General features: G+C 73.3%; 21 protein-coding genes and 2 tRNA genes. 10 read left to right on the top strand and 13 right to left on the bottom strand.

What is annotated here, in order from left to right; all coding sequences use genetic code 11:
• Positions 1–61: 61 nt before the first annotated feature.
• From AB7J25_RS03100 to AB7J25_RS03070, 7 genes are all read right to left on the bottom strand, one after another.
• On the bottom strand, positions 62–874 hold the full coding sequence (locus tag AB7J25_RS03100) for a CoA-transferase (RefSeq protein ID WP_428504769.1): 813 nt from the start codon (positions 872–874) through the stop codon (positions 62–64).
• Positions 871–1,770 carry a CoA transferase subunit A gene (locus AB7J25_RS03095; RefSeq protein WP_428504767.1) on the bottom strand — a complete coding sequence of 300 codons (900 nt, stop codon included), beginning with the start codon at positions 1,768–1,770 and terminating at the stop codon, positions 871–873. Before AB7J25_RS03095 ends, AB7J25_RS03100 begins: the two co-directional genes overlap by 4 nt.
• Complete coding sequence (locus tag AB7J25_RS03090) at positions 1,767–2,534, bottom strand: SDR family NAD(P)-dependent oxidoreductase (RefSeq protein WP_428504765.1); 768 nt, start codon at positions 2,532–2,534, stop codon at positions 1,767–1,769. The genes AB7J25_RS03095 and AB7J25_RS03090 overlap by 4 nt, the downstream gene beginning before the upstream one ends.
• Positions 2,531–3,271 (bottom strand): SDR family NAD(P)-dependent oxidoreductase, encoded by a 741-nt coding sequence (locus AB7J25_RS03085; RefSeq protein ID WP_428504763.1) that lies wholly within the window; start codon positions 3,269–3,271, stop codon positions 2,531–2,533. Before AB7J25_RS03085 ends, AB7J25_RS03090 begins: the two co-directional genes overlap by 4 nt.
• The gene (locus AB7J25_RS03080; RefSeq protein ID WP_428504761.1) at positions 3,268–4,575 is read right to left on the bottom strand and encodes an FAD-dependent oxidoreductase; all 1,308 of its coding nucleotides are present in this window, start codon (positions 4,573–4,575) and stop codon (positions 3,268–3,270) included. Before AB7J25_RS03080 ends, AB7J25_RS03085 begins: the two co-directional genes overlap by 4 nt.
• 141 nt (positions 4,576–4,716) lie before the next feature.
• A complete protein-coding gene (locus tag AB7J25_RS03075; RefSeq protein WP_428504759.1) occupies positions 4,717–4,917 on the bottom strand; it encodes a zinc ribbon domain-containing protein in 201 nt (66 codons plus the stop codon).
• Between the two features lies 1 nt (position 4,918).
• Positions 4,919–6,025, bottom strand: a complete 1,107-nt coding sequence (locus AB7J25_RS03070; RefSeq protein WP_428504757.1) for a cobalamin-independent methionine synthase II family protein — start codon at positions 6,023–6,025, stop codon at positions 4,919–4,921.
• Positions 6,026–6,256: 231 nt separating this feature from the next.
• Here AB7J25_RS03070 and AB7J25_RS03065 point away from each other — a divergent pair, with 231 nt between their 5' ends.
• Positions 6,257–7,051, top strand: a complete 795-nt coding sequence (locus AB7J25_RS03065; protein WP_428504755.1) for a phosphosulfolactate synthase — start codon at positions 6,257–6,259, stop codon at positions 7,049–7,051.
• Here the strand turns inward: AB7J25_RS03065 and AB7J25_RS03060 are convergent.
• The 3 genes from AB7J25_RS03060 to AB7J25_RS03050 form a co-directional block, all read right to left on the bottom strand.
• Complete coding sequence (locus tag AB7J25_RS03060; protein ID WP_428504753.1) at positions 7,041–7,997, bottom strand: 1-aminocyclopropane-1-carboxylate deaminase/D-cysteine desulfhydrase; 957 nt, start codon at positions 7,995–7,997, stop codon at positions 7,041–7,043. The two genes, AB7J25_RS03065 and AB7J25_RS03060, sit on opposite strands and share 11 nt — an antisense overlap.
• Positions 7,994–9,346 (bottom strand): class-II fumarase/aspartase family protein, encoded by a 1,353-nt coding sequence (locus tag AB7J25_RS03055; protein WP_428504751.1) that lies wholly within the window; start codon positions 9,344–9,346, stop codon positions 7,994–7,996. Before AB7J25_RS03055 ends, AB7J25_RS03060 begins: the two co-directional genes overlap by 4 nt.
• Before the next feature lie 110 nt (positions 9,347–9,456).
• Positions 9,457–10,326: a DUF7714 family protein gene (locus AB7J25_RS03050; protein WP_428504749.1), complete on the bottom strand. Its 870-nt coding sequence runs from the start codon at positions 10,324–10,326 to the stop codon at positions 9,457–9,459.
• Between the two features lie 196 nt (positions 10,327–10,522).
• On the opposite strand from AB7J25_RS03050, the gene AB7J25_RS03045 reads away from it, so the two are divergent.
• Together AB7J25_RS03045 and AB7J25_RS03040 are read left to right on the top strand one after the other, a co-directional pair.
• Positions 10,523–11,521 carry a thiamine pyrophosphate-dependent dehydrogenase E1 component subunit alpha gene (locus tag AB7J25_RS03045; protein ID WP_428504747.1) on the top strand — a complete coding sequence of 333 codons (999 nt, stop codon included), beginning with the start codon at positions 10,523–10,525 and terminating at the stop codon, positions 11,519–11,521.
• The gene (locus AB7J25_RS03040; protein WP_428504745.1) at positions 11,521–12,501 is read left to right on the top strand and encodes an alpha-ketoacid dehydrogenase subunit beta; all 981 of its coding nucleotides are present in this window, start codon (positions 11,521–11,523) and stop codon (positions 12,499–12,501) included. The genes AB7J25_RS03045 and AB7J25_RS03040 overlap by 1 nt, the downstream gene beginning before the upstream one ends.
• Before the next feature lie 465 nt (positions 12,502–12,966).
• On the opposite strand, the gene AB7J25_RS03035 is transcribed toward AB7J25_RS03040, so the two are convergent.
• Positions 12,967–14,472, bottom strand: coding sequence for an argininosuccinate lyase (locus AB7J25_RS03035; RefSeq protein WP_428504743.1), 1,506 nt, complete (start codon positions 14,470–14,472; stop codon positions 12,967–12,969).
• Positions 14,472–15,368 carry a TIGR03564 family F420-dependent LLM class oxidoreductase gene (locus AB7J25_RS03030; RefSeq protein ID WP_428504741.1) on the bottom strand — a complete coding sequence of 299 codons (897 nt, stop codon included), beginning with the start codon at positions 15,366–15,368 and terminating at the stop codon, positions 14,472–14,474. The genes AB7J25_RS03035 and AB7J25_RS03030 overlap by 1 nt, the downstream gene beginning before the upstream one ends.
• A gap of 169 nt (positions 15,369–15,537) precedes the next feature.
• On the opposite strand from AB7J25_RS03030, the gene AB7J25_RS03025 reads away from it, so the two are divergent.
• Both AB7J25_RS03025 and AB7J25_RS03020 read left to right on the top strand, forming a co-directional pair.
• Entirely contained in the window at positions 15,538–16,041 is a 504-nt protein-coding gene (locus AB7J25_RS03025) for a PH domain-containing protein (RefSeq protein WP_428504898.1), read from the top strand.
• Positions 16,038–17,660 (top strand): PH domain-containing protein, encoded by a 1,623-nt coding sequence (locus AB7J25_RS03020; RefSeq protein WP_428504739.1) that lies wholly within the window; start codon positions 16,038–16,040, stop codon positions 17,658–17,660. The genes AB7J25_RS03025 and AB7J25_RS03020 overlap by 4 nt, the downstream gene beginning before the upstream one ends.
• A gap of 24 nt (positions 17,661–17,684) precedes the next feature.
• Here AB7J25_RS03020 and AB7J25_RS03015 read toward each other — a convergent pair whose 3' ends face one another.
• Positions 17,685–19,274 carry a helicase HerA-like domain-containing protein gene (locus AB7J25_RS03015; RefSeq protein WP_428504737.1) on the bottom strand — a complete coding sequence of 530 codons (1,590 nt, stop codon included), beginning with the start codon at positions 19,272–19,274 and terminating at the stop codon, positions 17,685–17,687.
• A 34-nt stretch (positions 19,275–19,308) separates the two neighbouring features.
• Here AB7J25_RS03015 and orn point away from each other — a divergent pair, with 34 nt between their 5' ends.
• The 5 genes from orn (at position 19,309) to AB7J25_RS02990 (ending at position 25,220) form a co-directional block, all read left to right on the top strand.
• Positions 19,309–19,956, top strand: coding sequence for an oligoribonuclease (gene orn, locus AB7J25_RS03010; protein ID WP_428504735.1), 648 nt, complete (start codon positions 19,309–19,311; stop codon positions 19,954–19,956).
• 68 nt (positions 19,957–20,024) lie between these two features.
• A tRNA-His gene (locus AB7J25_RS03005) sits at positions 20,025–20,100 on the top strand.
• Positions 20,101–20,182: 82 nt separating this feature from the next.
• A tRNA-Lys gene (locus tag AB7J25_RS03000) sits at positions 20,183–20,258 on the top strand.
• A gap of 97 nt (positions 20,259–20,355) precedes the next feature.
• Positions 20,356–21,585: a tyrosine-type recombinase/integrase gene (locus tag AB7J25_RS02995; RefSeq protein WP_428504733.1), complete on the top strand. Its 1,230-nt coding sequence runs from the start codon at positions 20,356–20,358 to the stop codon at positions 21,583–21,585.
• Between the two features lie 146 nt (positions 21,586–21,731).
• Positions 21,732–25,220 carry a penicillin-binding transpeptidase domain-containing protein gene (locus AB7J25_RS02990; protein ID WP_428504731.1) on the top strand — a complete coding sequence of 1,163 codons (3,489 nt, stop codon included), beginning with the start codon at positions 21,732–21,734 and terminating at the stop codon, positions 25,218–25,220.
• The last annotated feature ends 9 nt before the right edge of the window (positions 25,221–25,229 follow it).

Genomic DNA, 25,229 nt, shown 5'->3' with positions numbered 1-25,229 from the left:
GTGCAGCCCGGAGGGGCTTTTTGATCAGCGCACTGTCGTTCTCGACGGCCGGACCCGCCGCTCACGGGAACCGGCGCTTCAGCTCGTCCGGCCCGAACTCCTGGTGGCGCACGCACAGCGGGTCCACCGCGCGCACGGCGGCGAGCTCCTCGGGCCGCGGCGGGGCGAGCAACCCCGGGTCGAGGTCCACGACCAGGTCGAACCGGGTCGACTCGGCCACGTCCCGGAGCGTCACGTCCGGGAACAGCGCCCGCAGCCGCGCGTGCCCGCCGTCGAAGTCGAACAGCCCCAGCTCGGTGACGAGCCATTGCGGGCCGCCCCCGGTGTAGCCCAGCTCGGCGCGCGTGCCGGCGGGGGTGCGGTGGCCGAGGTCGGTGAGGAAGTCCACCCGCGGTACGAGGGTGCGCCCCGACCGGTGCCGGGTGGTCCAGACGGTGAGCGTGCGGATCGTGGCGGAGATGTTGCAGCCGCCGCCCCCGCCGCCGAGCTTGATCTTCGGTGACGGCATCCCGCCGATCGCGGTGACGTTCGTGTTGCCGTGGCCGTCGATCTGCCCACCGGACAGGAACATCCGGTCCACCGCGCCGCGCACGGCCGCGTCGAAGAACTCCTCGAAGCGCATCCGGTAGACCGCGTCGCGGTGCAGGGCGAGGTCGTTGCTGGTGGGCGGGATGAACGCGGGCACCGGGTCGACCGCGTACGTCGCCCCCTCCACCAGCATCGACCCGGGGGCGTGCGTGTGCTTGGCCACGTACATCGCGACCTGGGCGCACGGGCTCGCGAACCCGTGGAAGACCACCTCGCCGTCGGCGATCGTGCGGGCGAGCGCGACCACGAACCACTCGTCGATGCCCCAGTCGAGGTCCCCGCTCACCGGAACAGCTCCTGCCACGCCTCGTCCGACTCCGCCCACCCGGTGAGCCGATCGGGCGCGACCGCGGCCCGGTAGGCGTCCTCCCCGGGCAGCACGTAGCGCTCCAGGTAGCCCGCCAGGTCCTCGTCCACGGCCGCGATGTACTCGGCCAGGTGACGGCGGTCGTAGGCGTATCCGGGGTAGCACGACGACGGGTGCGCCCCGAACGGCACCTCGGCGACGGCGGCCACGGTGTGGGCCGGGATCACTACGCCGGCCGCGGCCACCTCCTCGGTCGGGACCAGCCGGTCCACCGTGGCCACCACCATCCGCGAGGCGTGCGCGAACCGCTCGTCGAGGACGTAGGGCTGGTCGATGTGGAGGTTGCCGCGGGCGTCGCCGATCGGCGCGTGCACCAAGGCGACGTCCGGCGCGAGCGGCGGGACCGCGACCAGCTCCTCCCCGGTGAACGGGCAGGTCACGAGCCCGTACTCGGGGTGCAGCGCGGCGATGTCGGTGCCCTTCACCCCGCGCACCGGCAGGAACGGCAGGCCCATCTCGGCGGCCCGCAGCTGGGTGAGCACGGTGACGCAGCAGCTCTCCCGCACCTCGATGGCCCCGGTCTGCGCCGCCCGCCGAAACGCCGGGGCGAGCCCGAGGTCCTGCTCGAAGCCGACGTAGCTTTCCTCGCAGACCTTCACCGCGCCCGCCGCGATGAGCAGGTCGACGTCGATCGAGTGCGCCGAGCCGACGACGTGCAGGTCCCGGCGGCCCTGCCGGACCAGCTCGCGGACCAGCGCCATCGGCAGCCGGGCACACAGCCCGCCGCCGAGCGCGACCGTCGCGCCGTCGGCGACCCGCGCCGCGGCCTCGGCGAGCGACACCCGCTTGTCCGAGCCGAGGTGGAAGGTGGTCACTGCGCGGTCATCCCGCCGTCGGGGGTGACCACCGACCCGGTCATGAAGGCGGCCTCGTCGGAGGCGAGGAACAGCGCCACGTTGGCGATGTCCTCGACCTGACCCAGCCTGCCGATCGGGTACTTGACCAACGTGCGCTCGAGCCCCAGCTGCAGGTCGCCGTCGCCGCGCGCGGCGAGCATCGGCTCCATCAGCGGAGTGAACACCGTGCCGGGGCAGATGACGTTGACCCGGATCCCGCGCGGGGCAAGGTCCAGCGCCATCGACCGGGTGAGCGAGACCACCGCGCCCTTCGCCGCGCAGTAGGCCGCGAAGTTCGGCACGCCGACCAGCCCCGCCACCGAGCCCTGGTTGACGATCGCGGAGCCCCGGCCCATGTGGCGCAGCGCCGACCGCGAGCACAGGAACGTGCCCGTGACGTTGACCGCGAAGCAGCGCTCCCAGTCCTCCTCGCTGGTGTCCGCGACGGATCCCCGCGAGTCCACCCCGGCGTTGTTGTAGAGCACGTGCAGCCCGCCGAACTCGGCGACGGCCGCGTCGATGGCCTCGTCCAGCTCGTCGGCCTTCCGGACGTCCGCGGCCAGCGCCAGCGCCTGCCCGTCCTCCTTGTCGATCAGCATCGCGGTGGTCGCCGCCGCCTCGGGCGACAGGTCCAGCACGGCGACCGCCGCACCCTCCTCCGCGAACCGCAATGCGGCGGCCTGCCCGATCCCCGACCCCGCGCCGGTGACGATCGCCACCTTGTCCTGAAGCCGCTTGCTCATTGCGCCGTGTACCCTCCGTCGACCACAAGTGCAGAACCCGTCATGTACCCGAGCCGGTCCGATGCCAGCACCGACACCGCGTCGGCGATCTCGTCGGGCTGCGCGACCCGGCCGACCGGGACGAGCCGCTCGACCGCGGCCCGCAGCTCCGGCTGGTCCAGCCGCCATTTCGTCATGTTCGTCTCGGCGATCCCCGGGCAGACCGCGTTGCTGCGGATGCCCTGCGCGGCGTAGTCGATCGCGATCGAGCGGGCCATCTGCAGCGCCGCGCCCTTCGACGCCGTGTACGCCGCCCGGCCGGGGAAGGCGACCTGTCCGGCCACCGAGGCGATCGTGATCACGTGCCCGCCGCCGGCCGCGATCATCACAGGCAGTGCCGCCCGTGCGCACAGGTAGGGCCCGCGGACGTTCACCGCGAAGACCCGGTCCCACTCCTCGATCGGCGTGGTGTGCAGGATCGTCGCCTCCGACGAGCCGGCGATACCGGCGTTGTTCACCAGCACGTCGATCCGCCCGAACGTCGCCACGACCTCGGCGAAGAACTCCTCGACCGCCGCGGCGTCACCGACGTCGACGCCACGGCCGAGCCCGTCGGGCCCGGCGGCGGCCTTCGCCCCGTCCCCGTCGAGATCGGCGACCGCGAGGGTGAACCCGTCGGCCGCCAGCCGGACGCACGTCGCCCGGCCGATGCCCGACACACCCCCGGTCACCACCGCCACTCTCGTCATCGCCGTCATACCGCCTCCAAGGCCCGGTCCGCGGCCTGTGCCGCGATCAGCAGGGGGTCGTAGACCGGCGCGAACGGCGGGGCGTAGGACAGGTCGAGGCCCAGCAGGTCGGCGACGGTCATCCCGGCGTGCAGCGCCGCCGCGACCACGTCGATCCGCTTCGCCGCGCCCTCCCGTCCCACCATCTGCGCCCCGAGCAGCCGCCCGCCCTCGCCGTGCACGAGGCGGACGTGCAGCTCTGCCGAGCCGGGGTAGTACTTGGCCCGGGTCCGGTGCACGATGTCGGTGGCGTGCGCCGGGAGCCCCGCCGCCTCGGCGTCGACCACCGAGAGCCCGGTGCGGGCGACCTCCAGGTCGAACACCTTCACCACGGCCGTGCCGACGATGCCGCCGAACTCGGCCTCGCCACCCGCCGCGACCGTCCCGGCGACCCGCCCGGTCTTGTTCGCGGTCGGCCCGAGCGGGACGAACGCCGGCCCGCCGAGGACCCGGTGGTGCGGGGCGATGCAGTCGCCCGCGGCCCACACGTCGGCCAGGCTGGTGCGCATCCGGGCGTCGACGAGCAGCGCGCCCGCGGGGCCGGTGCGCGCGCCCTGCGCGGCGGCGATGCTCGCCTCCGGCCGCACCCCGGTGGCGAGCACGACCACGTCCGGCGCGAGGTCGAGGACCTCACGCAGATCCGCGCCCAGCCGCAGGTCCACGTGCTCGCGCACGTGCGCCTCGACGGTCGAGGCGATCGGCTCGTCGAATCCGGGCAGCACTCGGTCCAGCCGCTCCACGACGGTCACCGCGCAACCCCGCACGGCGAACGCCTCGGCCATCTCCAGCCCGATGTAGCCGGCGCCGACGACCAGGGCGTGCCCCACGCGGCCCGCGTCGAGCAGGCTGCGCAGCGCGATCGCGTCCTCCAGCGTCCGGATGGTGAACACCCGGTCGCTGCGCACCCCGTCCAGGGCGGGACGGTTCGGCGTGCCGCCCGCGGTCACCACGAGCCGGCTGTAGCCGAGCCGGTGCGCCCGCCCGCCCTGCCGGTAGCCGACGGTGTGCCCGTCGGGGTCCAGATCGGTGACCTGGACGTGGTGGCGGACGTCGATCCGGCGCCGCCCGCCGAAGTACGCCGCCGGGTAGGCGAGCAACTCCTCGGCCGTGCCGACGAGGCCCGCGAGGTAGTACGGGATGCCGCACAGCCCGTACGCCACGTAGCCGGTGGCCTCGAGGACGACGATCTCCAGTTCGGGGTCCACCCGGCGGGCGGCCGAGGCGGCCGACATCCCGGCCGCCCCGCCACCCACCACGACCAACCTGCTGTGCATCACTTCACGCTATGGCGGCCCCCGCGCCACGAGCCACGTCCTGATCCGCCAAAGCGGAGCGACGGGCTCGTGGCCGGGGGACGACCGGCGTGCGGCTGGGGGTCCGGGGTCCGCACGCCGGTCTGGCCGGGGCGATGCGCGTCAGCCACAACAGGGGCAAGCGCCTGACGCGCCCTCGCCGTCACCCGCGAACGGGTGCGTCGAGGTCTCGTCCCCGACCGGCTCCGCGCGCCGGCTGCCGCATCGCGAACACACCCACACCGGGGGGACGCGTGCGCCCTCCATGACCAGCGAGCGGAACCCGTGCCCGCAGTCCGGGCAGCGCAGCCGGTAGACCGGCATGTCAGGCCAGCTTCTTGCGGATCATCTCGGTGCCGGCGACCATCGCGTGCAGCTTGTCCACCGCGATGTAGCGCTGCAGCAGGATCAGGCCGCAGTCCGTGGTCACGCCGAGGCGGTCGGCCGGGACGTACTCCAGGAGCTGCTCGATGCGGTGGGCGACCTGATCGGCGGTCTCGGTGATCGTCGACTTGACGTCGATCACGCCCGCCCAGAACGACACGTTGTCCGGCAGCGGGTGGTTCTTCAGCACGTCGAGCCCGGAGAGGTCGTCGGAGCGGCGCCCGCAGCTCTCCAGGTTGAGCACGTCGATGTTGGCCTCGTAGGACCTCGGCACCACCGACGCGGTCGCCGCGGGAGCATCGCCGCGCCGCTGGGTGAGGTCGAAGATCTCCCCCGCCTGCGCCGTCTCGTCCGGGTAGTAGGCGGGCGTGCCGCCCCAGTTGCCCCAGCAGACGTGCACGATGATCTGGGCACTCTGCACGCCCTCGACCGCGCGGTTGAACGCCTCGATGGCCCAGTCCTCGTAGAAGTAGGGCCAGGTGAACTCGTCGAGCTGGATGAAGTCGACGCCCATCGCGTCGACCTCGCGGATGTCCTCGTTCATCGCGGCCGCGATGGCCATCGCGCGGTCGCGCGGGTTGTCGTAGTGCAGGTCGTTGGTGGCCTGGGCGAGCACCTGGACGCCCGTGTACTGCACCTTGGTCGGCTTGTCCGTGACCTTCTTCAGCGCCCGCGCCTGCTCGACCATGATCGCGCCATGGCGCTTGATCTCCTCGGTCGCGGTCCCCGCGTGCAGCCTGCTGTAGATCGGGAAGCCGAGGAAGCCGCCCTTGAGGTCGTAGCCCAGCCGCCGGTAGTAGTAGTAGAGGGCCTGGTCGGCGTAGTTGTCGCCGTGCAGCCTGCCGTCGGTGATGATGTCGAGCCCGGCCCGTTCCTGGTCTCCGGCCAGGGCGGCCATGGCGTCCTCGAACGCCTCCCGGTTGAACGCGTCCGGCGGCTCCTGGTCGCCGCGCCAGTCCCGCACCGGCCCGGCGTCCCACCAGCGAGGGTTCGGGTAGTTGCCCACCATGGAGGTGGGGATGAGGATCTCCCGGTCGCCGACTCGCATACTGACCCCTTCCGCACAGGTGACTAAGATCACGATCTGCCGTGGGAACGCACGCTAGCGGCCGGGCCGGGGAACGGCGGATTCTCTGGCCCGGGGGGACAGCCACGCTGGTCCCACCCGGCCAGACCCCTCGGGCCGCACACCGCCTGGTCCCCGACCGACAGCCTGGCGGGCGAACTTCGGCCGGACAGGTCGGAGCGGCGGGCGGCGCGGGCGCTCGATACTCGGCCGGTGGAACACATCGGGCCGGGCTTCCTCACGCTGCCCTACCGGCCGCCCAAGCCGCGCACGGACGGTCTCACCCACGTGCTCGACAAGGGCCTGTCCCTGGTCGGGTTGGAGGCGCTGCTCCAGTCGGCGCGCGAGTCGATCGACATCATCAAGCTGGGCTGGGGCACGGCGTACATCTCCAACGGGGTCAAGGCCAAGGTCACGATCGCCAAGGCGGCCGGGATCGCGCTGTGCCCGGGCGGCACGCTGCTGGAGATCTGCGACAGCCAGGGGCGCCTGTGGGACTACGCCCGGTGGCTGCAGCGCCTCGGCGTCACCCACATCGAGGTGTCCAACGGCGCGCTGGGCATGCCGCGCGAGCGCAAGCGCCAGCTCATCCGGATGCTCGCGGCCGAGTTCACGGTGCTCTCGGAGTGCGGCTCCAAGCACCCCGAGGACGCCGTGGTCGCCACCGAGTGGGTGGACGAGATGGCGGGCGACCTGGAGGCCGGGGCGTCGCTGCTGATCGCCGAGGCCCGGGAGAGCGGGACGGTGGGGCTCTACCTGCCCAACGGCGAGGTGCGCGCCGAGCTGGTCGAGGCGATCATCGCGGAGCTGCCCACCGAGCGGATCATCTTCGAGGCGCCGCGCAAGGACCAGCAGGCCTGGTTCATCCGCAGGCTGGGCTCGGCGGCGAGCCTGGGCAACATCGCGGCCGAGGAGGTCATCGCGCTGGAGACGCTGCGGCTCGGCCTGCGCTCGGACACCCTGGATCTGCTCCCGCCGGTGGCCGACGAGCCCGACCTCATGCGGTGAACAGCGTCGGCGCACCGCCGGAGACCAGGAAGACCACCGGGCCGCGCACGTCCCCCGCGCGCGCGGCGGCGACCAGGCCGGCCATCGCCTTGGCCGCGAACACCGGATCGAGGAACACGCCCTCCGTGCGCGCCACCAGCTCCGCCGCGGCGTCGCCCTCGGGCGAGCGCGCCCCCTTCGCCGGGCCGAGGAACCCGCCGACGAGGACGGGCGCGCCGTCCGGCGGAGGGGTGCCGAGCAGCGCGGCGCACTCCGCGGCGATCCCGCCCACCCGCGCGGCGCTCTCCGCGACCGGGCGGCTGACCGCGACGCCGACCACCTCGTAGCCGGCCCGCAGCCAGGCCGCCCCGGCCAGCAGCCCGGCATGGGTGCCGCACGAGCCGGTGGCCAGCCACAGCTGCGCCGGGCGCAGCGCCCGCTCGTGCAGCTGGGCGAGCAGCTCGACGCTCGCCGCGACGTACCCGAGCGCCCCGACGGGGTTCGCCCCGCCGCGGCCCATCGGGTAGGGCGTGCGGCCCGCGGCGCGCAGCTGCGCGGCGACATCCTCGACGCCGCGGTCGACCGAGGCGCGGTCGGGATCGCCGGTGAACCGCACCTCGGCGCCCACCTGCAGCGCCAGCAGCAGGTTCCCGACGGGCGGCACCGGGTCGCCGAAGCACACCAGCACCGCGTCCAGGCCGCGGGTGCGCGCCGCCAGCGCGGCGAGCATCGCCCAGTTCGACTGCACTCCCCCGCCGGTGACGACGCAGTCGCAACCCCGGCCCTCGGCGTCGGCGAGCAGGTACTCCAGGCCCCGGACCTTGTTGCCGCCGAGGCCGAGACCGGTGAGGTCGTCGCGCTTGAACCAGATCTCGACCCCCAGCTCCGCCGAGAGCCGTGGTGCGGCCACCAGCGGGGTCGGCAGCGTCCCCAGGCGCACGCGCGGGATGCTCAGCAGGCCCGTCACGACCCCGCCCCGCCGACGACCCGGTCGACGAACGCGGTCGCCGCCCCGAGTGCCCGCGCCGGGTCCAGCGCGTCGGCCAGCTCGGCCTCGGTGAGCCCCGCCGGCCCGACCAGGCCGGCGTCGCGCAGCGCGGTACCGAGATCGACACCGGCGTCCAGGCCGGCCATCGTCGCGGCGTACACGGCCTCGTGGGCGGCGTGCTTACCCATCCGGTCGGCGAGCAGCCGCATGACCGGCTCGGAGAGCACGTAGCCGCGGCGGGCGTCGAGGTTGGCGCGCATCCGGTCGCCGTGCACCTGCAGGCCCTCCAGCAGCCGCGCCGCGTACCCCAGCGCGGCGCCCGTGAGCAGGCTCGACTCCGGCAGCACCAGCCACTCGGCCTTCCAGCCGCGCCCGTCGCGCTCGTGCAGCGCGGTCATCCCCTCGACGGCGAGGCCCGCGTTGGCCCGCACCACCCGCCCGAGCGTGTCGAGGTGCTCGGCCAGCTCGGGGTTGCGCTTGTGCGGCATCGTGATGCTGCCGACCTGCCCGGGGGTGAACGGCTCGGAGAGCTCCCCGATCTCCGGGCGCTGCAGCTCGTAGATCTCGTTGCCGATCTTGCTGAGGGTCCCGGTGACCAGCGCGAGCAGCGTGGCGAACTCGGCCACCCGGTCCCGCGCGGTGATCCACGGGAGCTCGGGCGCCCGCAGCCCCAGCCGGGCCGCGAAGGCGTCGAGCAGCGGGAGCGCGGCGGCGCCCCAGAATTCCAGCGTGCCCAGCGCCCCGCCGAGCTGCACCACCTCGAGCCGCGGCCGGGCCTGAGCGACCCGCTCGCGGTGGCGGCCCAGCTCGGCGGCCCACACCGCCGCCTTGAAGCCGAACGTCACCGGCAGCCCCGGCTGGCCGTGGGTGCGCCCGCACATCACGGTGTCGCGGTGCTTGCGGGCCAGCTCCACGCACGCGGCCTGGCAACGGGCCACGTCCCGGTCGACAACGTCGAGCACGCCACGCATCGCCAGGGCGAACCAGGTGTCCGAGACGTCCTGGACGGTCGCGCCGTAGTACACCCACTCGCGGGCGTGCTCGGGCAGCACCTGCTTCAGGCAGCGGATCAGCCCGAGCGTCGAGTGGCCGGTGGCGCGGGTCTGCACGGCGACGGCGTCCAGGTCGAGCAGCTCGACGCGGGCGTGCTCGCGGATCGCGTCGGCCGCGTCGGCCGGGACGAGCCCGAGTCCGGCCTGCGCCTGTGCGAGCGCGGCGAGGATCTCAAGCCAGGCCCGGGTTCGGCCCGCGTCGTCGAACACCTCGTGCAGCTCGGGGGTGGACCACAGATGGCGGTAGACGGTCGAGTCGGCCGGGTGCGCGCTCATGTCCGCATTCTGCTCAGACGGTCGGTGGTCCGGGCCAGCCCCGCGTCGAACGGCCCCCGGTCCACCGGGTGCAGCGGCATCCCGAGCCGGACCTCGACCGCATCTTCGCGCTACAGCAGCAGCTTGCGCAGCCCCTCGCGCACCTCGTCGAGGTTGGCGCCCCACGGGACGACGGCGATGTCGCCGTCGACCTCGAGGCCGCGCTCGATGAGGCAGCACTTGGTCAGCGTCTTCCCGGTCCCGGTCCCGGTGCCGGCGACCCGGTTGCGTGGGCAGAGGTCGACCCGGGGTGGCTCGTCGCCGTAGAAGTGCCGGTGGAACTGCAGGGACCGCTCACACCCGATCAGCGTCCAGTCCGCGCGCTGCGCCGGGCGGGTGTCGAGGAACGCCACCGGCGCGCCCAGCTCGGTCCCGGACCCGCGGCAGGGCAGCAGGTACTCCCGGGCGGGATGCGCGGCCGCCAGCTCGTGCACGTCGACCGCGTCGAGCACGAGGCGCACCGGCGGGAGGTCCTCGTCGTAGGCGACGGCCTGCTCGGCCTGGGCGAACAGCTTCGGCGGCTCCGGGGGCACGACCTCGGTGACCCGAACCGGGATCGGCGCGGGCTCCCAGATGAAGTTGACGTGCTCGAAGCGGCCGAGCACCACCGACACGCGGGCGTCCGGGTCGGCTGCGGCGGCGAGGGCGGTGGCGTTGCCGACGTCGGTCTCCGGCGAGACCACCCAGCGCGTCTCGTCCGGCCCCGCCAGCACCCGCGCCTCGACGACCGGGGACATCAACGGCTCCAGGCTCGCCTTGCGCACCGCGACCAGCGCGGTCTCGTCGCCGTGGCGCAGCGCGAGGAACTCGGTGCGCCGGTAGACCTCGCGTCCGTGCAGGTGGGCGAGGATCGACCGCTCGGTGAGCGGCACGTCCACCTCCTGCACCGACAGCCCGCGGTAGGGGTGGGAGCGGGTGTTGGGTGGCGGGATCGGGATCACGGCGGCAGCCCCCGTTCGGTGGTCGAACCGCCACGGTAACCAGCGGGGACATCCGGTTCATCGGCCCCGCGGGCCGAACCCGCCACCCCCGGCCACCGCGGCCACATCCCGCCCGGGTTTCCGTCCCCGCGGAACGAAGCACCGCGGCGCGGCCCTGGGTAGCGTGACGCGGCCGACGTCCGGGAGGAGCCCGACCGTGACCCACGCCGCCACCGCCGTCGACCGCGGCCTCGCCCTGGAGCTGCACCGCCGGATGGCCTTCGTCCGGGCCTTCGAGACGAAGATCGACGTGCTCTACCGGCAGGGCCGGGTCCGCGGTCCCGCGCACCTCGGCATCGGCCAGGAGGCGGTCGCGGTGGGCACGGCCTCGGTGCTGCGGCCCGGCGACCGCTCGATCGGCACCTATCGCGGGCACGCCCACGCGCTCGCCCGCGGCGCCCCGCCGGGCGCGATCATTCGGGAGCTGCTCGGCCGCGAGGGCGGGATCTGCCAGGGCAAGGGCGGGTCGATGCACATCACCAGCGTCGAGCACGGCTACTTCGGCTCGTACGCGATCATCGGGGCGCACCTGCCGATGGCCACCGGGATGGCCTGGGCCGACCGGCACCGCGGGTCGGACGCCGTCACCGTGTGCTTCTTCGGCGACGGCACGACCAACATCGGCGCGTTCCACGAGGCGCTCAACCTCGCGGCGGTCTGGTCGCTGCCGGTCGTGTTCGTCTGCGAGAACAACCACTACATGGAGTACACGTCGATCGCCGACGTCATCCCGGTCGGGCGGCCGGCCGCGGACCGGGCGGCCGCCTACGGGATGGCCGCGGTGATGGTGGACGGCAACGACGTGCACGCGGTGCGGGAGTGCCTCGGCGAGACCGTGGACCGGGTCCGCGGCGGGGCGGGGCCCGCGCTCGTGGAGGCGGAGACCTACCGGCTGTGCGGGCACTCGGCCGCCGACCCGGCGACGTACCGCAGCCGTGAGGAGGTGGAGACCTGGCGGCAACGCGAGCCGCTGGTGCGCCACGCGCGGGTGCTCGCCGCGTACGGCGTCGCCGAGGCCGAGATCGAGGAGGTCGTGGCGGGCGCCCGGGCCGAGGTCGACCGGCTGGCCGCGGAGGCGCTGGCCGCGCCCGCACCCGCGGCGGCGACGGCGTGGACCGACATGTGGGCCGACGGGACCTCGGGCTGGAGGACGTGATGACGACCGGGACCGTCGAGCTGACCTTCCGCCAGGCCGTGGCGGCCGCGCTGGCCCAGGAGATGGCCCGCGACGAACGGGTGGTGCTGCTCGGCGAGGACATCGCCTCCGGCGGGGTGTTCAAGGCGACGGTGGGCCTGGCCGACCGGTTCGGCGCGGACCGGGTCCGCAACACCCCGATTTCGGAGACGGCGATCGCGGGCGCGGCGATGGGGGCCGCGATGGCCGGGCTGCGGCCCGTCGCGGAGATCATGTTCTCCGACTTCTACGGCGTCTGCTGGGACCAGGTGGCCGTCGAGATCCCCAAGGCGCGCTACATGACCGGCGGCCAGCTCAGCCTGCCGCTGGTGATCCGCGGGGCGAACGGCGGCGGGCTGGGCTTCGGCGCCCAGCACAGCCAGGCGGTGGAGAACTGGGCGATGTGCGTCCCGGGGCTGAAGATCGTCTCGCCGTCGACGCCGGCTGACATGTTCGGCCTGCTCGCCGCGGCGATCCGCGACGACGACCCGGTGCTGGTGTTCGAGCACAAGGCCCTCTACGGCGGCAAGGGCCCGGTCCCGGCCGGGGAGCACGTGGTGCCGCTGGGCCGGGCGGCGGTGCGCCGCGAGGGCGACGACGTCACGCTCATCGGGCTCTCGGTGACGGCCGGGGTGTGCGAGCGGGCCGCGGACGAGCTGGAGGCCGAGGGGGTGCGGGCCACCGTGCTCGACCTGCGCACCCTGGTGCCGCTGGACGCGGCGGCCGTGCTGGCCGCGGCGCGCCGGACCGGGCGGGTGGTGATCGTCGAGGAGAACCCCGGCCAGCTCGGCTGGGGGGCGGCGATCGCGGCGATCCTCGCCGAGGAGGCGTTCGGCGACCTGACCGCGCCCGTCGTGCGGGTCAGCGGGGGCAACGTGCCGCTGCCGGTGGCCGCGCCGCTGGAGGCGGAGGTGTCCGCGACGGTGGAGCGGGTGGTGGCGGCGGTGCGGAAGCTCGCCTGAGACCTACCCCTGCCCGGCCCCCGGCCCGCCCCCGACCCCTGTCCCGCGAACGGCCCATATGGGAGCTAGGTCTTCCCCAACGTGCCGTTCGCGCAGCACAGCCGCCGGAGCGCGCCGTGCACGCCCCGTCGCGCCGTGCCGTGCACACCCCGTCGCGCCGTGCCGTGCACACCTCGTCGCGCCGCGCACATCCCGCCGCGCCGTGCACACGCCCGCGCGGCCGTGCACACGTCCGGCCCTGTGCACGGCAGCGGGAGCGTGTGCACGGGGAGCGAGCGTGTGCGCGCGGTGCGACGGTGCGCACGGCAGCGGGAGGGTGTGCGCGCAGCGGGAAGGTGCATGCCGCGCAAGGTGTGCACGGGCGGGACGTGCGCCGGCGGCGGGACGTGCACGCGGCCCGGTGCACGGCCGACGCCGTCGGACACTCGGATTCCGGCCGCCGTCGGACACCCGACCCGGCCGCCGTCAGCTCTCGACCGGAACCCGCCGGTGGCCGTCGACGCCCGCCCCGGCGGCCGCGGCCGCCAGCAACCGGTCCTCCGCCGCGACGAACGCCGCCCGCCGCGCCTGCGCCGCCGCGACCGCCTCGCGGGCCACGGCGAGGCATTCGCGGGCCATGCCGCGCACCACCTCCGGCGCCGCGCCGCCGCGGGTCGCCCGGGTGCGCACGATCGTCGCCGGGTCCAGCACCGCGGTCAGGTCGCGACCGGCCAACCCGAGCGGCCGCCCCCGGACCTCCGTCGCGGCCGCGTCGAGCATCTCACCGGTGATCGCGACCCCGGGCACCCCCTCGCGAGCCGCCCGCCGCACGGTCGCGCCGACCACGTCGTACGCGGTGCGGTAGTCCACCTCCGCGGCCAGCATGACGAACTCGGCGATGTCGGTGGCCTGGGAGTAGCCGGTCTCCAGGGCCCGGTACATCGCCACGGAGTTGACCCGCAGCCCACCGACGACTCCCGCCATCAGCCGCGTGGCCTTCGTCGCGAGCTGCGTCGACCGCGGCACCTCGCCGTAGGCGAAGATCAGGTTGTCGCTGCGTGCGGACGGGGTCTTGGCCACGGCGTAGAGCCCGGTGAGCCGCCCGATCAGCACGCCGGCCTCGCCGCGCACCATCGAGAGCGCGTACGGGTTGCGCTTCTGCGGCATCATCACCGAGCCGCGGGTGTGCCCCTCGGCCAGCTCGACGTAGTCGAACTCCTTGCTGCTCCAGATCTCCAGGTCCTCGGCGAGCTTGGCCAGCGTCGTCACCAGCCCGGCCGCGTCCGCCACCAGGGTGAGCAGCCCGTCGTTCTGCCACATTGCGTCCCGGGTGTGCTCGATGACGTCGTCGAATCCCAGCAGCTCGGCGATCCGGGCGCGGTCGTAGGGCAGGCTGCTGCCGTTGACGCAGCCGACGCCGCCCGGGCTGCGGTTGATCCACGCCAGGTCGGCGACCAGGCGCTCGACGTCGCGCTGCACGGCGTAGCAGAACTGCAGGACGTAGTGCCCGAACGTCGATGGCTGCGCCTGCTGCAGGTAGGTCTGGTCGGCCATGTACGTCTCGGCGTGCGCGGCGGCCAGTACGGCTGCCGCCTCGACGAACCGCGCGGCCGCCTCGATCAGGTCGACGACATCGCGGCGCAGGCGGAGCCGCAACGCCACCCGGACGGCTTCGCGGCGCGTGCGCCCGGCGTGCAGCCATCCCGCGGCGTCGCCGATCGCGTCGGTGAACCGGCGCTCGCGCCAGTTGTAGGTCTCCCCGTACTCGGGGTCGTAGCCGAACTCCCCGACCGGCGTGGCCTGGGCGTCCAGCAGCACGCCGAGCAACTGCGCCACGGCGGCGTCCGGGGCGATCCCGCTCTCGTGCAGGACCAGCACGTGGGCGATATCGGCGAGGTTCAGGCCCTCGTGCAGCAGCGGGGCGTCCGCCACCTCGATCGCGAACCCGCCCTCGACCAGCTCGTCGGAGTAGTCGCGGCGGTTGACCGACATCAGGTTCCTCCCCAGGCGGCGAGCGCCGCGCGCGTCCGTCGTACATCCTCATCATCGCCGAAGGGCACCGCCCAGAGCTCGGTGGTCCCGGCATCGGAGTAGCTCCGCAGCCGGGCCGCGACCGTGTCCTCGTCACCGGCGACGACGAACTCGCCGACCGACGTCAGGCCCTCCCGCTCGAACTGCCGCTGGTAGTTCTCCAGCTGCCCGTAGCGGGCGAAGACGGTCTCCGCCCGCGCTCGCGCGCCGGCCTCGTCGACGCTCACGCAGACCGGGATCGCGGCCACCACCCGCGCGGTTGCGGGCAGCCGCGGCACGATCACCTCCGTCAGGCTGCGCGGCCCCGCGAGCCACGTCACGACCCCGTCGGACAGCTCGCCCGCGACCTCCACCATCCGCGGGCCGAGCGCGCCGACGAGGACGGGCACCGGCCGGGTGTCCGGCACGTGCACCGCGCCGTCGACGCGGTAGTAGCGGCCGCGATGGGTGACCTTCCCCGTGCGCACGAGCGGGACCAGCACCGACAGGTAGTCGCGCAGGTGCTCGGCGGGCGAGGTGTAGGACAGACCGTGGAGGTCCTCGATCACCGGCCGGTGCGACACCCCCACGCCGAGGGTGAGCCGCCCGCCGCACAGCGCCTGCACGGTCATCGCCTGCTGGGCGAGCGCGAGCGGGTGGCGCGGGTAGGTCGGGATGACGCCGACCCCGAGATCGATGCGGCTGGTCCGGACCCCGGCGGCGGCGAGCACGCTGAGCGCGTCGGTGCCGCGCGAGAAGTGGACCGACCAGGCCGACGCGAAGCCCTCGGCCTCCGCCCGGCATGCCTCCTCGACCGCTTCGGCGGGCGGCACGGGGGATCCGATCGCCTCGCCACCGATGGTCACCGCGATACGCATCCGCCGATCGTCATCCTCGGCGGCGGTGCACGGCAGGTCCCGGCAGGACGAACCCGGCCCGCAACCTTGGCCGGACCCGGCGACCCCCGGGTCGCCCGATGCGCCGATCTCCGGACGTGTGCGCGGCGGGCCCGGGCCGGCCCGTGGCACCGTGGACGTCGTGGACACCGTGGGGACCCCGACCGGCACCGCAGTGGCCCTGCCGCTGCGCCCACCCGCCCACCAGGCGGATCCGCGCGCCGTGACCTGGTGGCGGCTGCGCGGGCTCGGCGGCACGCTGATGCTCGTCGCCCCGCAGGTCGTCGCGGCGGCGTTCGGTCCGTCCTGGCTGCTCGTCACGGCCCTCCTGACCTGCGTGGCCGGTCTGGCCTACGTCGTCGCCGTCCCGCCGGTGCTGTTCCGGATCCACCGCTGGGAGGTGACCGGGGAGGCGGTGTACACGCTGTCCGGCTGGTTGGTGCGGGAGTGGCGGATCGCGCCGATCTCACGGATCCAGACGGTGGACACGGAACGCGGTCCGCTGCAGCAGCTCCTGCGCCTCGCGACCGTCACGGTGACGACGGCGTCCGCGCGCGGCGCGGTGAAGATCACCGGCCTGGACGCGGCGGCCGCGGCGGAGCTGGCCCGCTCGCTCACCGAGACCACGCAGGCGACCCCCGGGGACGCGACGTGACGCGGCCGGACGCCGACCCCGTGACGCCGCACACCGACCCGGTGACGCCCGCGCAGTCCATCGAGGCGCCCACCCCGCCGGCCGGGTTCCCCGCAGCTTCGAGGGCTGCTCCCGCGGACGACCTCGCCGTCGAGACCCCGTGGCGGCGTCTCGACCCGCGGATGCTCGTCGTCGGCCCGCTGGGCAACCTCGCGGGCCTCCTGCCGTTCGTCCTGATCCTGCTGATCACCGGCCAGGGCGATCTCAGCCGCCTGTGGTACGCCGCAGGTGCCGCGGTCGTCGTCGTGCTGTTCGGGGTGCTCCGCTGGCGCACCACCCGCTACCGGATCACCGACGAGCGCGTCGAGCTGCACACCGGCCTGTTCAACCGCCAGCGCCGGTCCGTCCCGCGCGACCGCATCCGGACCGTCGACACCACCGCCAAGCTGCTGCACCGCCTGTTCGGGCTGAGCGTCGTGCAGGTCAGCGCCGCCGCCGGGGCGGGTCAGGACGACGCCGGCCTGAGCCTGGACGCCGTCGGCAAACCGGAAGCCGAGCGGCTGCGGCTGGCACTGCTCACGCGCAGCCGCGCCGTCTCGGCGGTGCCGACACCCGCTGGACCGCAGGAGATCGCCGCGCAGCAGGCCGAGGAACTCGCCCGGCTGAACTGGGCGTGGATCCGCTTCGCCCCCCTGACGGTGTCCTCGCTCGTCGCCGTGGGCGCGTTCGTCGGTGCCCTGTTCAACATCGTGGGCGACGTCGGCCTCTCCCCCGGCGACCTCGTCGACACCGCGGGCGACCGCTTCGCGATGTCCCTGCTCCTGGCCGTCCTCGTGCTGGTCGCCGCGCTCGTCGGGATCGCCGTCGCCGGGGCGATGCTGCTCTTCGCGGAACGCTGGTTCGGCTACCGGCTCACCCGCGAGCCGGACGGGACGCTGCGGGTGCGTCGCGGCCTGCTGACCCGGCGGTCGCTGTCGGTGGCCGAGGAGCGGCTGCGCGGCGTGGAGCTCTCCGAGCCGGCGCTCCTGCGGCTCGGGCGCGGGGGGCAGGCGAAGGCCGTCTCGACGGGCCTGTCCGGGGGCGGTGAGGGCGGTGTGCTCGGGCCGCCCGCCCCGATCGCCGAGGGCCACCGGCTCGCGGCGGCGGTGCTGCGCGACGGTCCGGTCACACGCACGCCGCTGCGTCGCCACCCGCGGGCGGCGCTCGTCCGGCGGCTGAACCGGGCCGTCGGCGGGGCCGTCGTGCTCGTCGCGCTGCTCTGGCTGCTCGACGTCGCGCTGTTCGGGACGGGCCTCGGCCCGGTGGCGCTGCTGCTCCTGCCGCTGGCGGCGCTCGTGGGCTACGACCGCTGGCGCAACCTCGGCCACGCCCTCACCGAGCGCTACCTCGTCGCCCGCCACGGATCGCTGCTGCGGCGCACCGTGGTGCTGCAGCGCGGCGGCGTGATCGGCTGGACGCTGCGGCAGAGCGTCTTCCAGCGCCGGTCCGGCCTCGTGACGCTGACCGCCGTCACGGCCGCAGGCGACGGCGGCTACCCGGTGGTGGACATCGCAGCCGCGGACGGCGCCGCGCTCGCCGACGCGGCCGTCCCCGGGCTGTTGGCGCCGTTCCTCGCCGGCGCACCGCACCCCGGCCGCTGAGCGCGGGCGGTCGCGTCGCCGTGCTCAGCGCCGCCGCGACCGCGTCCCGAAGATCCCCCGCATGATCTCGCGCCCGAGGGCGCTGCCCGCCGAGCGCAGGAACGACTTCACCGCGGGCGAGTTCAGCGTCGTCTCCACGAGGCCGGGCTCCTCGCGCTGCGGGGCCCGCCGTCGCGGCGCCGCCTCGGGTTCGGGGACGGGCGCCGTCGAGACCTCCGCCTCCGCACCCGCGCTGCCGTCCGCGGCGATCCGGCGCGTCAGCCGCTCGTAGGCGGACTCACGGTCGATCGTCTGCCCGTACTTCGCATACAGCGGCGACGCCTTCGCCGCCTCCGTGACCGCCTCCGGACCGATCGCCGCCATGAGCGAGCGCGGCGCCCGCATCCGCGCCCACGCCACCGGCGTCGGCGCACCACGCTCGGAGAGCACCGTGACGATCGCCTCGCCGGTGCCCAGCGACGTCAGTGCCTTCTCGATGTCGTAGTGCTCCGTCGTCGGGTAGGTCTTGACGGTCTTGGCCAGCGCCGCCTGGTCCTCCGGGGTGAACGCGCGCAGCGCGTGCTGGATCCGCGCGCCGAGCTGGGAGAGTACCGAGTTGGGGACGTCGGTGGGCAGCTGGGTGCAGAAGAACACGCCCACGCCCTTGGAGCGGATGAGCTTCACCGTCTGCTCGATGCGCTCCAGGAACGCCTTGGAGGCGTCGGTGAACAGCAGGTGCGCCTCGTCGAAGAAGAAGACAAGCTTGGGCTTGTCCAGGTCGCCCGCCTCGGGGAGGTCCTCGAAGAGCTCCGCGAGCAGCCACATGAGGAACGTCGAGTACAGCCGCGGGTTCGCGGCCTGGTCCGCGAGCTCCAGCAGCGTGACGACGCCCTTGCCGTCCGGCCCGACCCGCATCAGGTCCGCGGGGTCGAACTCGGGCTCGCCGAAGAAGTCGTCGCCGCCCTGCGCCTCCAGGTTGACGAGCGCCCGAAGGATCACCCCTGCGGTCGCGGACGACACGCCCCCGATGCCCTTGAGGTCGGCCTTTCCCTCGTCGCTCGTGAGGTGCTGGATGACCGCGCGCAGGTCCTTGGTGTCGAGCAGCGGAAGTTGGCGCTGGTCGGCCCAGTGGAAGATCAGGCCGAGCGTCGACTCCTGGGTGTCGTTGAGGTCGAGCACCTTGCTCAGCAGGATCGGGCCGAACTGGGTGAGCGTCGCCCGGATCGGCACCGCGGAGCTGCCGCCGCCGAGGGAGAGGAACTCGACGGGGAACGCGGTGGGCGTCCAGTCGTCGCCGGTGTCCGCGGCGCGGGCGTCGATCTTCGGGTTCGGCGTGCCGGGGCGGGCCATGCCGGAGACGTCGCCCTTGATGTCGGCGAGCAGTACCGGGACGCCCGCCGCGGAGAGCTGTTCCGCGATCCCCTGCAACGTCTTCGTCTTGCCCGTGCCCGTGGCGCCCGCGACGAGCCCGTGGCGGTTCAGCATGGCCAGCGGGATGCGCACCCGGGCCGTCGGATCCACCTGGCCGTCGATCAGGACGGTGCCCAGTTCCAGCGCCGCCCCCTCGGTGGCGTAACCGGCGGCGATCTCCTGCGCTGCAGCACTTTCCACGGCACTCCCCACGGCCTCGTCCACGCCGCCGGAGCCTAACGGCATCTACGCTGGCCGGGTGAACGACCGGCTGGTGTGGATCGACTGCGAGATGACGGGGCTGGATCTCGGGCGCGACGCGCTGATCGAGATCGCCTGCCTCGTCACCGACGGCGAGCTGAACGTCCTCGGCGACGGCGTCGACATCGTCATCCACGCCGACGACGCCGTGCTCGACACCATGGTGCCGATCGTCCGTGAGATGCACGCTCGGTCCGGGCTGACCGAGGAGGTCCGCCGCTCGTCGATCGGGCTGGCCGAGGCCGAGAAGCAGGTGCTGGACTACGTCCGCGCCTGGGTGCCCGAGCCCCGTACCGCCCCGCTGGCCGGCAACTCCATCGGCACCGACCGCGGCTTCCTCAGCCGCGACATGCCCGACCTCGACGCCCACCTGCACTACCGCATGGTCGACGTCAGCTCCGTCAAGGAGCTGTGCCGCCGCTGGTACCCCCGCGTCTTCTACGCCAAGCCCGAGAAGGGTCTCGCCCACCGCGCCCTGGCCGACATCCGTGAGTCGATCAAGGAGCTCACCTACTACCGGCAGACGATGTTCGCCGCTCAGCCCGGCCCGACATCGGCGGAGGCCCAGGCCGTCGCGGCCTCCCTCGGGGTCCCGGCGTCGGGGGCGGCGTCGGGGGCGGCGTCGGGGGCGGCGTCGGGGGCGTAGGGAACCCAGTCGACGGTGAGTTGTACGATCGTTCCCGTCGCTCACCGCGAGGCGGGCGACGCGCGATGGTGGGTGTAGCTCAGCTGGTAGAGCACCTGGTTGTGGTCCAGGTGGTCGCGGGTTCGAGTCCCGTCACTCACCCCAAGCCGCGGCGCCCCCGCCGCAAGGCAGCTCCGGAGCCACTGATACGGTTCCGGCAGCGCCGAGCGGGAGGGCGCAACGGCAGGCGCCGCTAGCTCAATTGGCAGAGCAGCTGGCTCTTAACCAGCGGGTTCGGGGTTCGAGTCCCTGGCGGCGCACCATCACTGCAGGTCAGCGAGTTTTGACACTCTCGACCGCTACTTTCGGAAGATCAAACCTGTCGGAAACCCGACGGAATGACTTCCGGAGGCTCCCTTCATGGCCCGTCCGCCCCTCGCTCTCGGGCACCACGGATCGGTGAAATGCACCCGCGAGGACGGCCGCTGGGTCGCCCGCTGCCGGGTCCGCGATCTCGACGGCCGTACCCGCCGTGTCGAGCGGTGGGGCAGCACCCGTGCCGCCGCGCAGAAGGCCTTACAGGACGAGCTGCGCAACCGTCGCGGCGAGCGCGTCGAACTGCTGAGGACCGACTCGCGCTTTCGCGACGCGGCCGACGTCTGGCTCGGCAAGATCCGCGAGCGACGGGAGGACTCGACCCTCGACATCTACCGGCACTGGCTCGACAAGGTCGTCCTCCCCCAACTGGGCGATCTGCGCCTCGGCGAGTGCGACGTCGCCCAGGTCGACGCCTTCTTCTCCCGCCTCGAACGGATGCGGCGGACCGTCGAGCACCCCGACGGTTCGACGAGCGAGAAGCCGCACTATGCGGCCAGCAGCCGGCGCACCGTCCGCGCCATCGTCTCCGGCGTGCTCCAGCAGGCGGTCCTGCACCAGGCGATCCCGTCGAACCCGACCCGGGAGCTGGAGCGGATCGAGTCACCGAAAGGCCACCGTGCCGCTCCTCCGCGCGGCCTGACCGCTGAGGAACGACGGCAGCTGCTCGACTTCGTCGACACCAACCCGGTCGCGATCAAGGCCGACCTGCCCGACCTCATCCGCTTCGCCCTCGGCTCCGGCCTCCGGATCGGCGAGCTGTGCGCGCTGCGGTGGATGGACGTCAATCTCTCCGGCCTCCCGGTCGTCACCCAGGACGACATGCGCCTCGTCCCGGTCGTGGCCGTCCGGCAGAACGTCTATCCCGTCAAGGGCAAGGGCCTGTCCGTTCACGACGGCAAGACCTCCACCGCCCTCCGGATCGTGCCGCTCCCCCAGTTCGTGACGCTGCGCCTGCGCGCCCGCCTCACCGGCGACGAACAACCGGAACACCCCGTCTTCCCCGCCGCCAGCCGCAACGGCGAACTCACCTACCGCTGGCCCTCCACCGTCCGCCGCAGCGTCCGCACCATCCGCGGCCAAGTCGGCCTCGATTGGATGACCCCGCACACCTGGCGCAGGACCTACGCCACCATCCTCGACGACGAGATGACGCTCACCGACCGCGCCAAGGCCGACCTTCTCGGCCAGGCCAAGTTCCTCAAGGACACCTACGTCAGCCGCGGCGAACTCCACCCGGATGCCGCCGTTTTCCTCGACGCTGCGCTTCGGTAAGCCTGTTCTCACGACGACGAAGCTGGTCCACAAACCCACTCAGGCAGACGGTAACGATCAGGCTCGGCCTAACGAGACGTAATCCGCAGACGTCGTGCGGTGCCAGCCGAATGACACCCGTCGTCGGGCGGGAAGGGTCTGGTGCAGTGGCAGGGCTCGACGTGTCGCCGCTGGTCGCAATCGTTGCGTTCGCGATGGTCGGCGTCGTCGCGTACGGGTTCCTCACCGAGCGACTCGAGCTCGCGGTCGACCCAGCCGTACACCATCCGGACGGGCTGCGGGATTTCTTCCGCTCGCCGCCCTTCCTCGTCGTGGCGCCGCTGGTTCTGCTGGCCTTTGCATTCGTCGCGAGTCGCGCCGTCAACCTCGTGTGGGTTGCTGTCGTCGTGGCTCTCGTGGCCTTGCTGGCAGGGGTCGGCATCAAGATCCTTCGCCGCGTGCACCGCGACGACCTGGCCGACGGGAGCACCGTCGCCCACATCCCGGGCCCGATCGTTGCCACCGCGCTGGCGCTTCTGTTCGCCCTGGAGTTTCATTGGTTCCTGGTGGTCCGGCTCTCGGTGGTGCCGGACCCGGGCGCGCCGCTGAGCGCGGCGTTCGCCGAGTCGGCGTGGCGGGCGGGCGGGTTCGGGATCCTGCTGCCGGCGGCCGGCATTCTGCTCGTATTGCTGGTTGTCACCCAGTTCGCGCGGCCGGGCAAGTGGACGGCGGCTGTGCCCCGACCCCGGGGCGTCGTCAGCCTGGCCCTGGCCGTCGTCGCGATCATCGTGCTGTTCGGACTGCCAGCTGTCCCGGGGATCGGCGCGGATGCGCAGCTCACGGCCAAGGGTGTCGCCACCCCGGAGTATGGCAAGATCCTTTATTTCTGGGTGCTGGCCGTCGTAGTCGCCCGCTACGTCGTCAACGCCGACGCCATTCCGAAGGGCTGGCGCCGCGTCACCGACCCTCGCCTCTGGGTGCCGGCCGTGATGTTCACGATCGCGGCGGTCGCCAGTGGCTTCCGCAATGACCTCGGCCCGATCATCCCGATCTTCATCGGTACTCTGGGGATTGCCTGGGTCGCCCTACGCGACGAGGCCATCCACCGCGGGCGCGCGGCCAGCCGGATGGCACTGCGGGCGTTCTGGCGCGACCAGGCCGTGCCAATCGCCGCCCTCGTCCTGATCTTCGTCGTGGTCGCGTCAACCACCGACTACGTGCAGGCCCGGCTCGAGGTCGCGCGCAATGGGTGGCAGTACGTATGGAACTACGACTGCGACGCCGTCGAGCAAGCCGACCTTCCAGCGCAGTTGAAGGAGCCGGGGATCACCTACGGCGCCACGGTGTGCCTGCGCCGGCAGCTGCCGGCGGAGGCGAGCATCCGCGCCCAGGTCTCGAAGGCAGGCGGGGCGATCGCGGACGGCGGCGTGTTCGGGCGGGGACTGTCCGACACCGCGTCGAAGGCGGTGCCACTGCAGAGCACCGACTTCGTGGTCGCGGCCGTGTGGAGCAAGCTGGGTGGGGCCGTCGTGTTGGGCTTCGCCCTGGTGCTTGTGCTGCTCGCGCTGGGGCTCAGCCGGGCCGTGTGGTGGCAACGCCGCCGCGGCGACCCCTACTCAGCGCTGCCGCCGCCTGCCGACCGCTCTCGGCTCTTCGCCGCGGGCCTCGCCGCGTCGATCCTGGGCCAGTACGCCTTCGTGCTCGCGGCAACTCTGAACTGGATCCCCCACTCGGGCATCACGGCGCCGCTGCTCTCCCGCGGCGGTCAGTCGACGCTCGCGCTGGCGGCCGGTGTCATCCTCGCTCTCGCGGTGGCCTACCACGACCACCGCCCGTCCGACCCGCGGCTGGCCGCACCGGCTGGCCCGCCGCCGCGCGAGCCGAGCCGGTGGGGCCCAGGCGCGGTCGGGGTCGTCGCGCTGGTCGCGCTGCTCGTCGCCACGACGTTCCCGTACGGCCGCTACGCGACGGACCGCCGGCTGTGCGGTCCCCAGGACCCCCCGGTCGTCGACCCGACTGTGTGCAGCACAGACCTGATTGCCTACCGGCGGACGTTGCGCGAGGTCACCCTGCCCGACGGGAGCCGGTTCGTCTCCCATGCCGGCGGGTCGTGGATGCGCGCGGACGGCACCGGCACCGGCCCGGAGGGCCTCGGCGGGATCCTCACCACAGCCGGCGTACCGGGCCTGGCCGAGCAGTCGCTACCGGGCGTGTTCGGTGGAGCGGCGCCGTCGACGCTCGGTGACCGGCTCCTCCCCCACGTGTTCGGCGACCGTTCCGAGGCGTCGGCTGCGCTCACCATCGACCCCCGACTGCAGGTCGTGGTCCGCGACGCGCTCACCGCGAAGACGGATCCCACGGACACATCGGGCAGTGCGGACCCACCCCCACCACCCCTCGCCGGCGGGATCGTCGTGCTGGAGGCGCAGTCCGGCCACGTCCTCGCCGCGGCCACCGCCCCCGGCACGCTGCCGCTGATCTCTGAGCCGGTCGGGCTCACCGACGAGCAGCTCAAGGAGTTCAACCGCCGCTTTGGGAGCTACGGGCGGCTCCAGAATGGGATGATCGTCCCGGACCGAACATGCCGGGTGGAGCCGGCGATCCGGGACAATAAGAACGACTGCGTGCGGTGGTTCCTGCGCGACCAGCAGGCCGTCGACCCCACGGCGCTGCAGGAGCAGGAAAACGAACGCTACATCGCCGACGGCAGTTCCGCGCCGGTTCCGCAGAACGTGCCACGACCCGACGACGAGACCAACCGGGCCTTGGCGCGGCTCTACCAGTTCGGCTCGACGTTCAAGGTCATCGTGGCTGCGGCGTGGCTGAACGAAGACCTGCACCGTACTGCGATGGACATGATCCCGGCCCCGACGACGTACTCGCTGCCCGGCCGGGTAGTCGGCAACCTACGCGGCGGCCAGTGCCCCGGGACGGTGAATGGACAGATGTCGCTGCAAATGGCGTTGGCTGTCTCGTGCAACACCGCTTTCGTCGCCCTCGCCGACACGCTGGGCTGGTCGAAGATCAAGCCCGTGGCCGAGGCGTTCGGATTCGTCGTGGGGGACGCAACGGACCCGGAGTATCGACCGCCGACGGACGCGCTGGCCGGAAGCTCGTTCGCGCTGCGGTCGCTGGTGCCGCCGCAGGCGCGCGGCTCCGCGATTGCCAACGTCGCTCTCGGCGGAAACCAACTACAGGGCACGCCCTTGCAGATGGCGTCTGTCATGGCCACGATCGCGAACCGCGGCCAGTACGTGCAACCGACGCTGACGAGCAGCGTACGTGTGCTGGGCGCCGACGAGCCCGTACCCGTGCAGGTCCCACCGATCGAGAAGCTGAAGCCGGAGGTGGCCGAGCAGATGCGGGTGGCGCTGGCCAAGACCGCCGACCCGATGTGCGACAGCTGTACGGCCCACCGGCTGGAGAGACCGGAGGGCGTCACCGTGTTCGCCAAGACCGGCACGCACGTCCGGGAGGCCGGTGGGGCCAGCTACGTCAACGAGTTCGCCTGGATCGCCGGGTTCGTCGACCGGCCCACGGGCGGGCCGGTGGCGTTCGCCATCGTGCTGGAGGCTCCGGACCGACGGGGGGTCGGCGGCGCGCGGGCCCGGCAGGTTGTGGCGAAGGTACTCGACGCCGTAGTAGGGAAGCGATGACCGGGCGAT

It is taken from the genome of Pseudonocardia sp. (assembly GCF_050246655.1).
Classification (GTDB): domain Bacteria; phylum Actinomycetota; class Actinomycetes; order Mycobacteriales; family Pseudonocardiaceae; genus Pseudonocardia.
The sequence above is the reverse complement of the archived record's forward strand: the minus strand, read 5'-3'. Positions and strand labels throughout refer to the sequence as shown.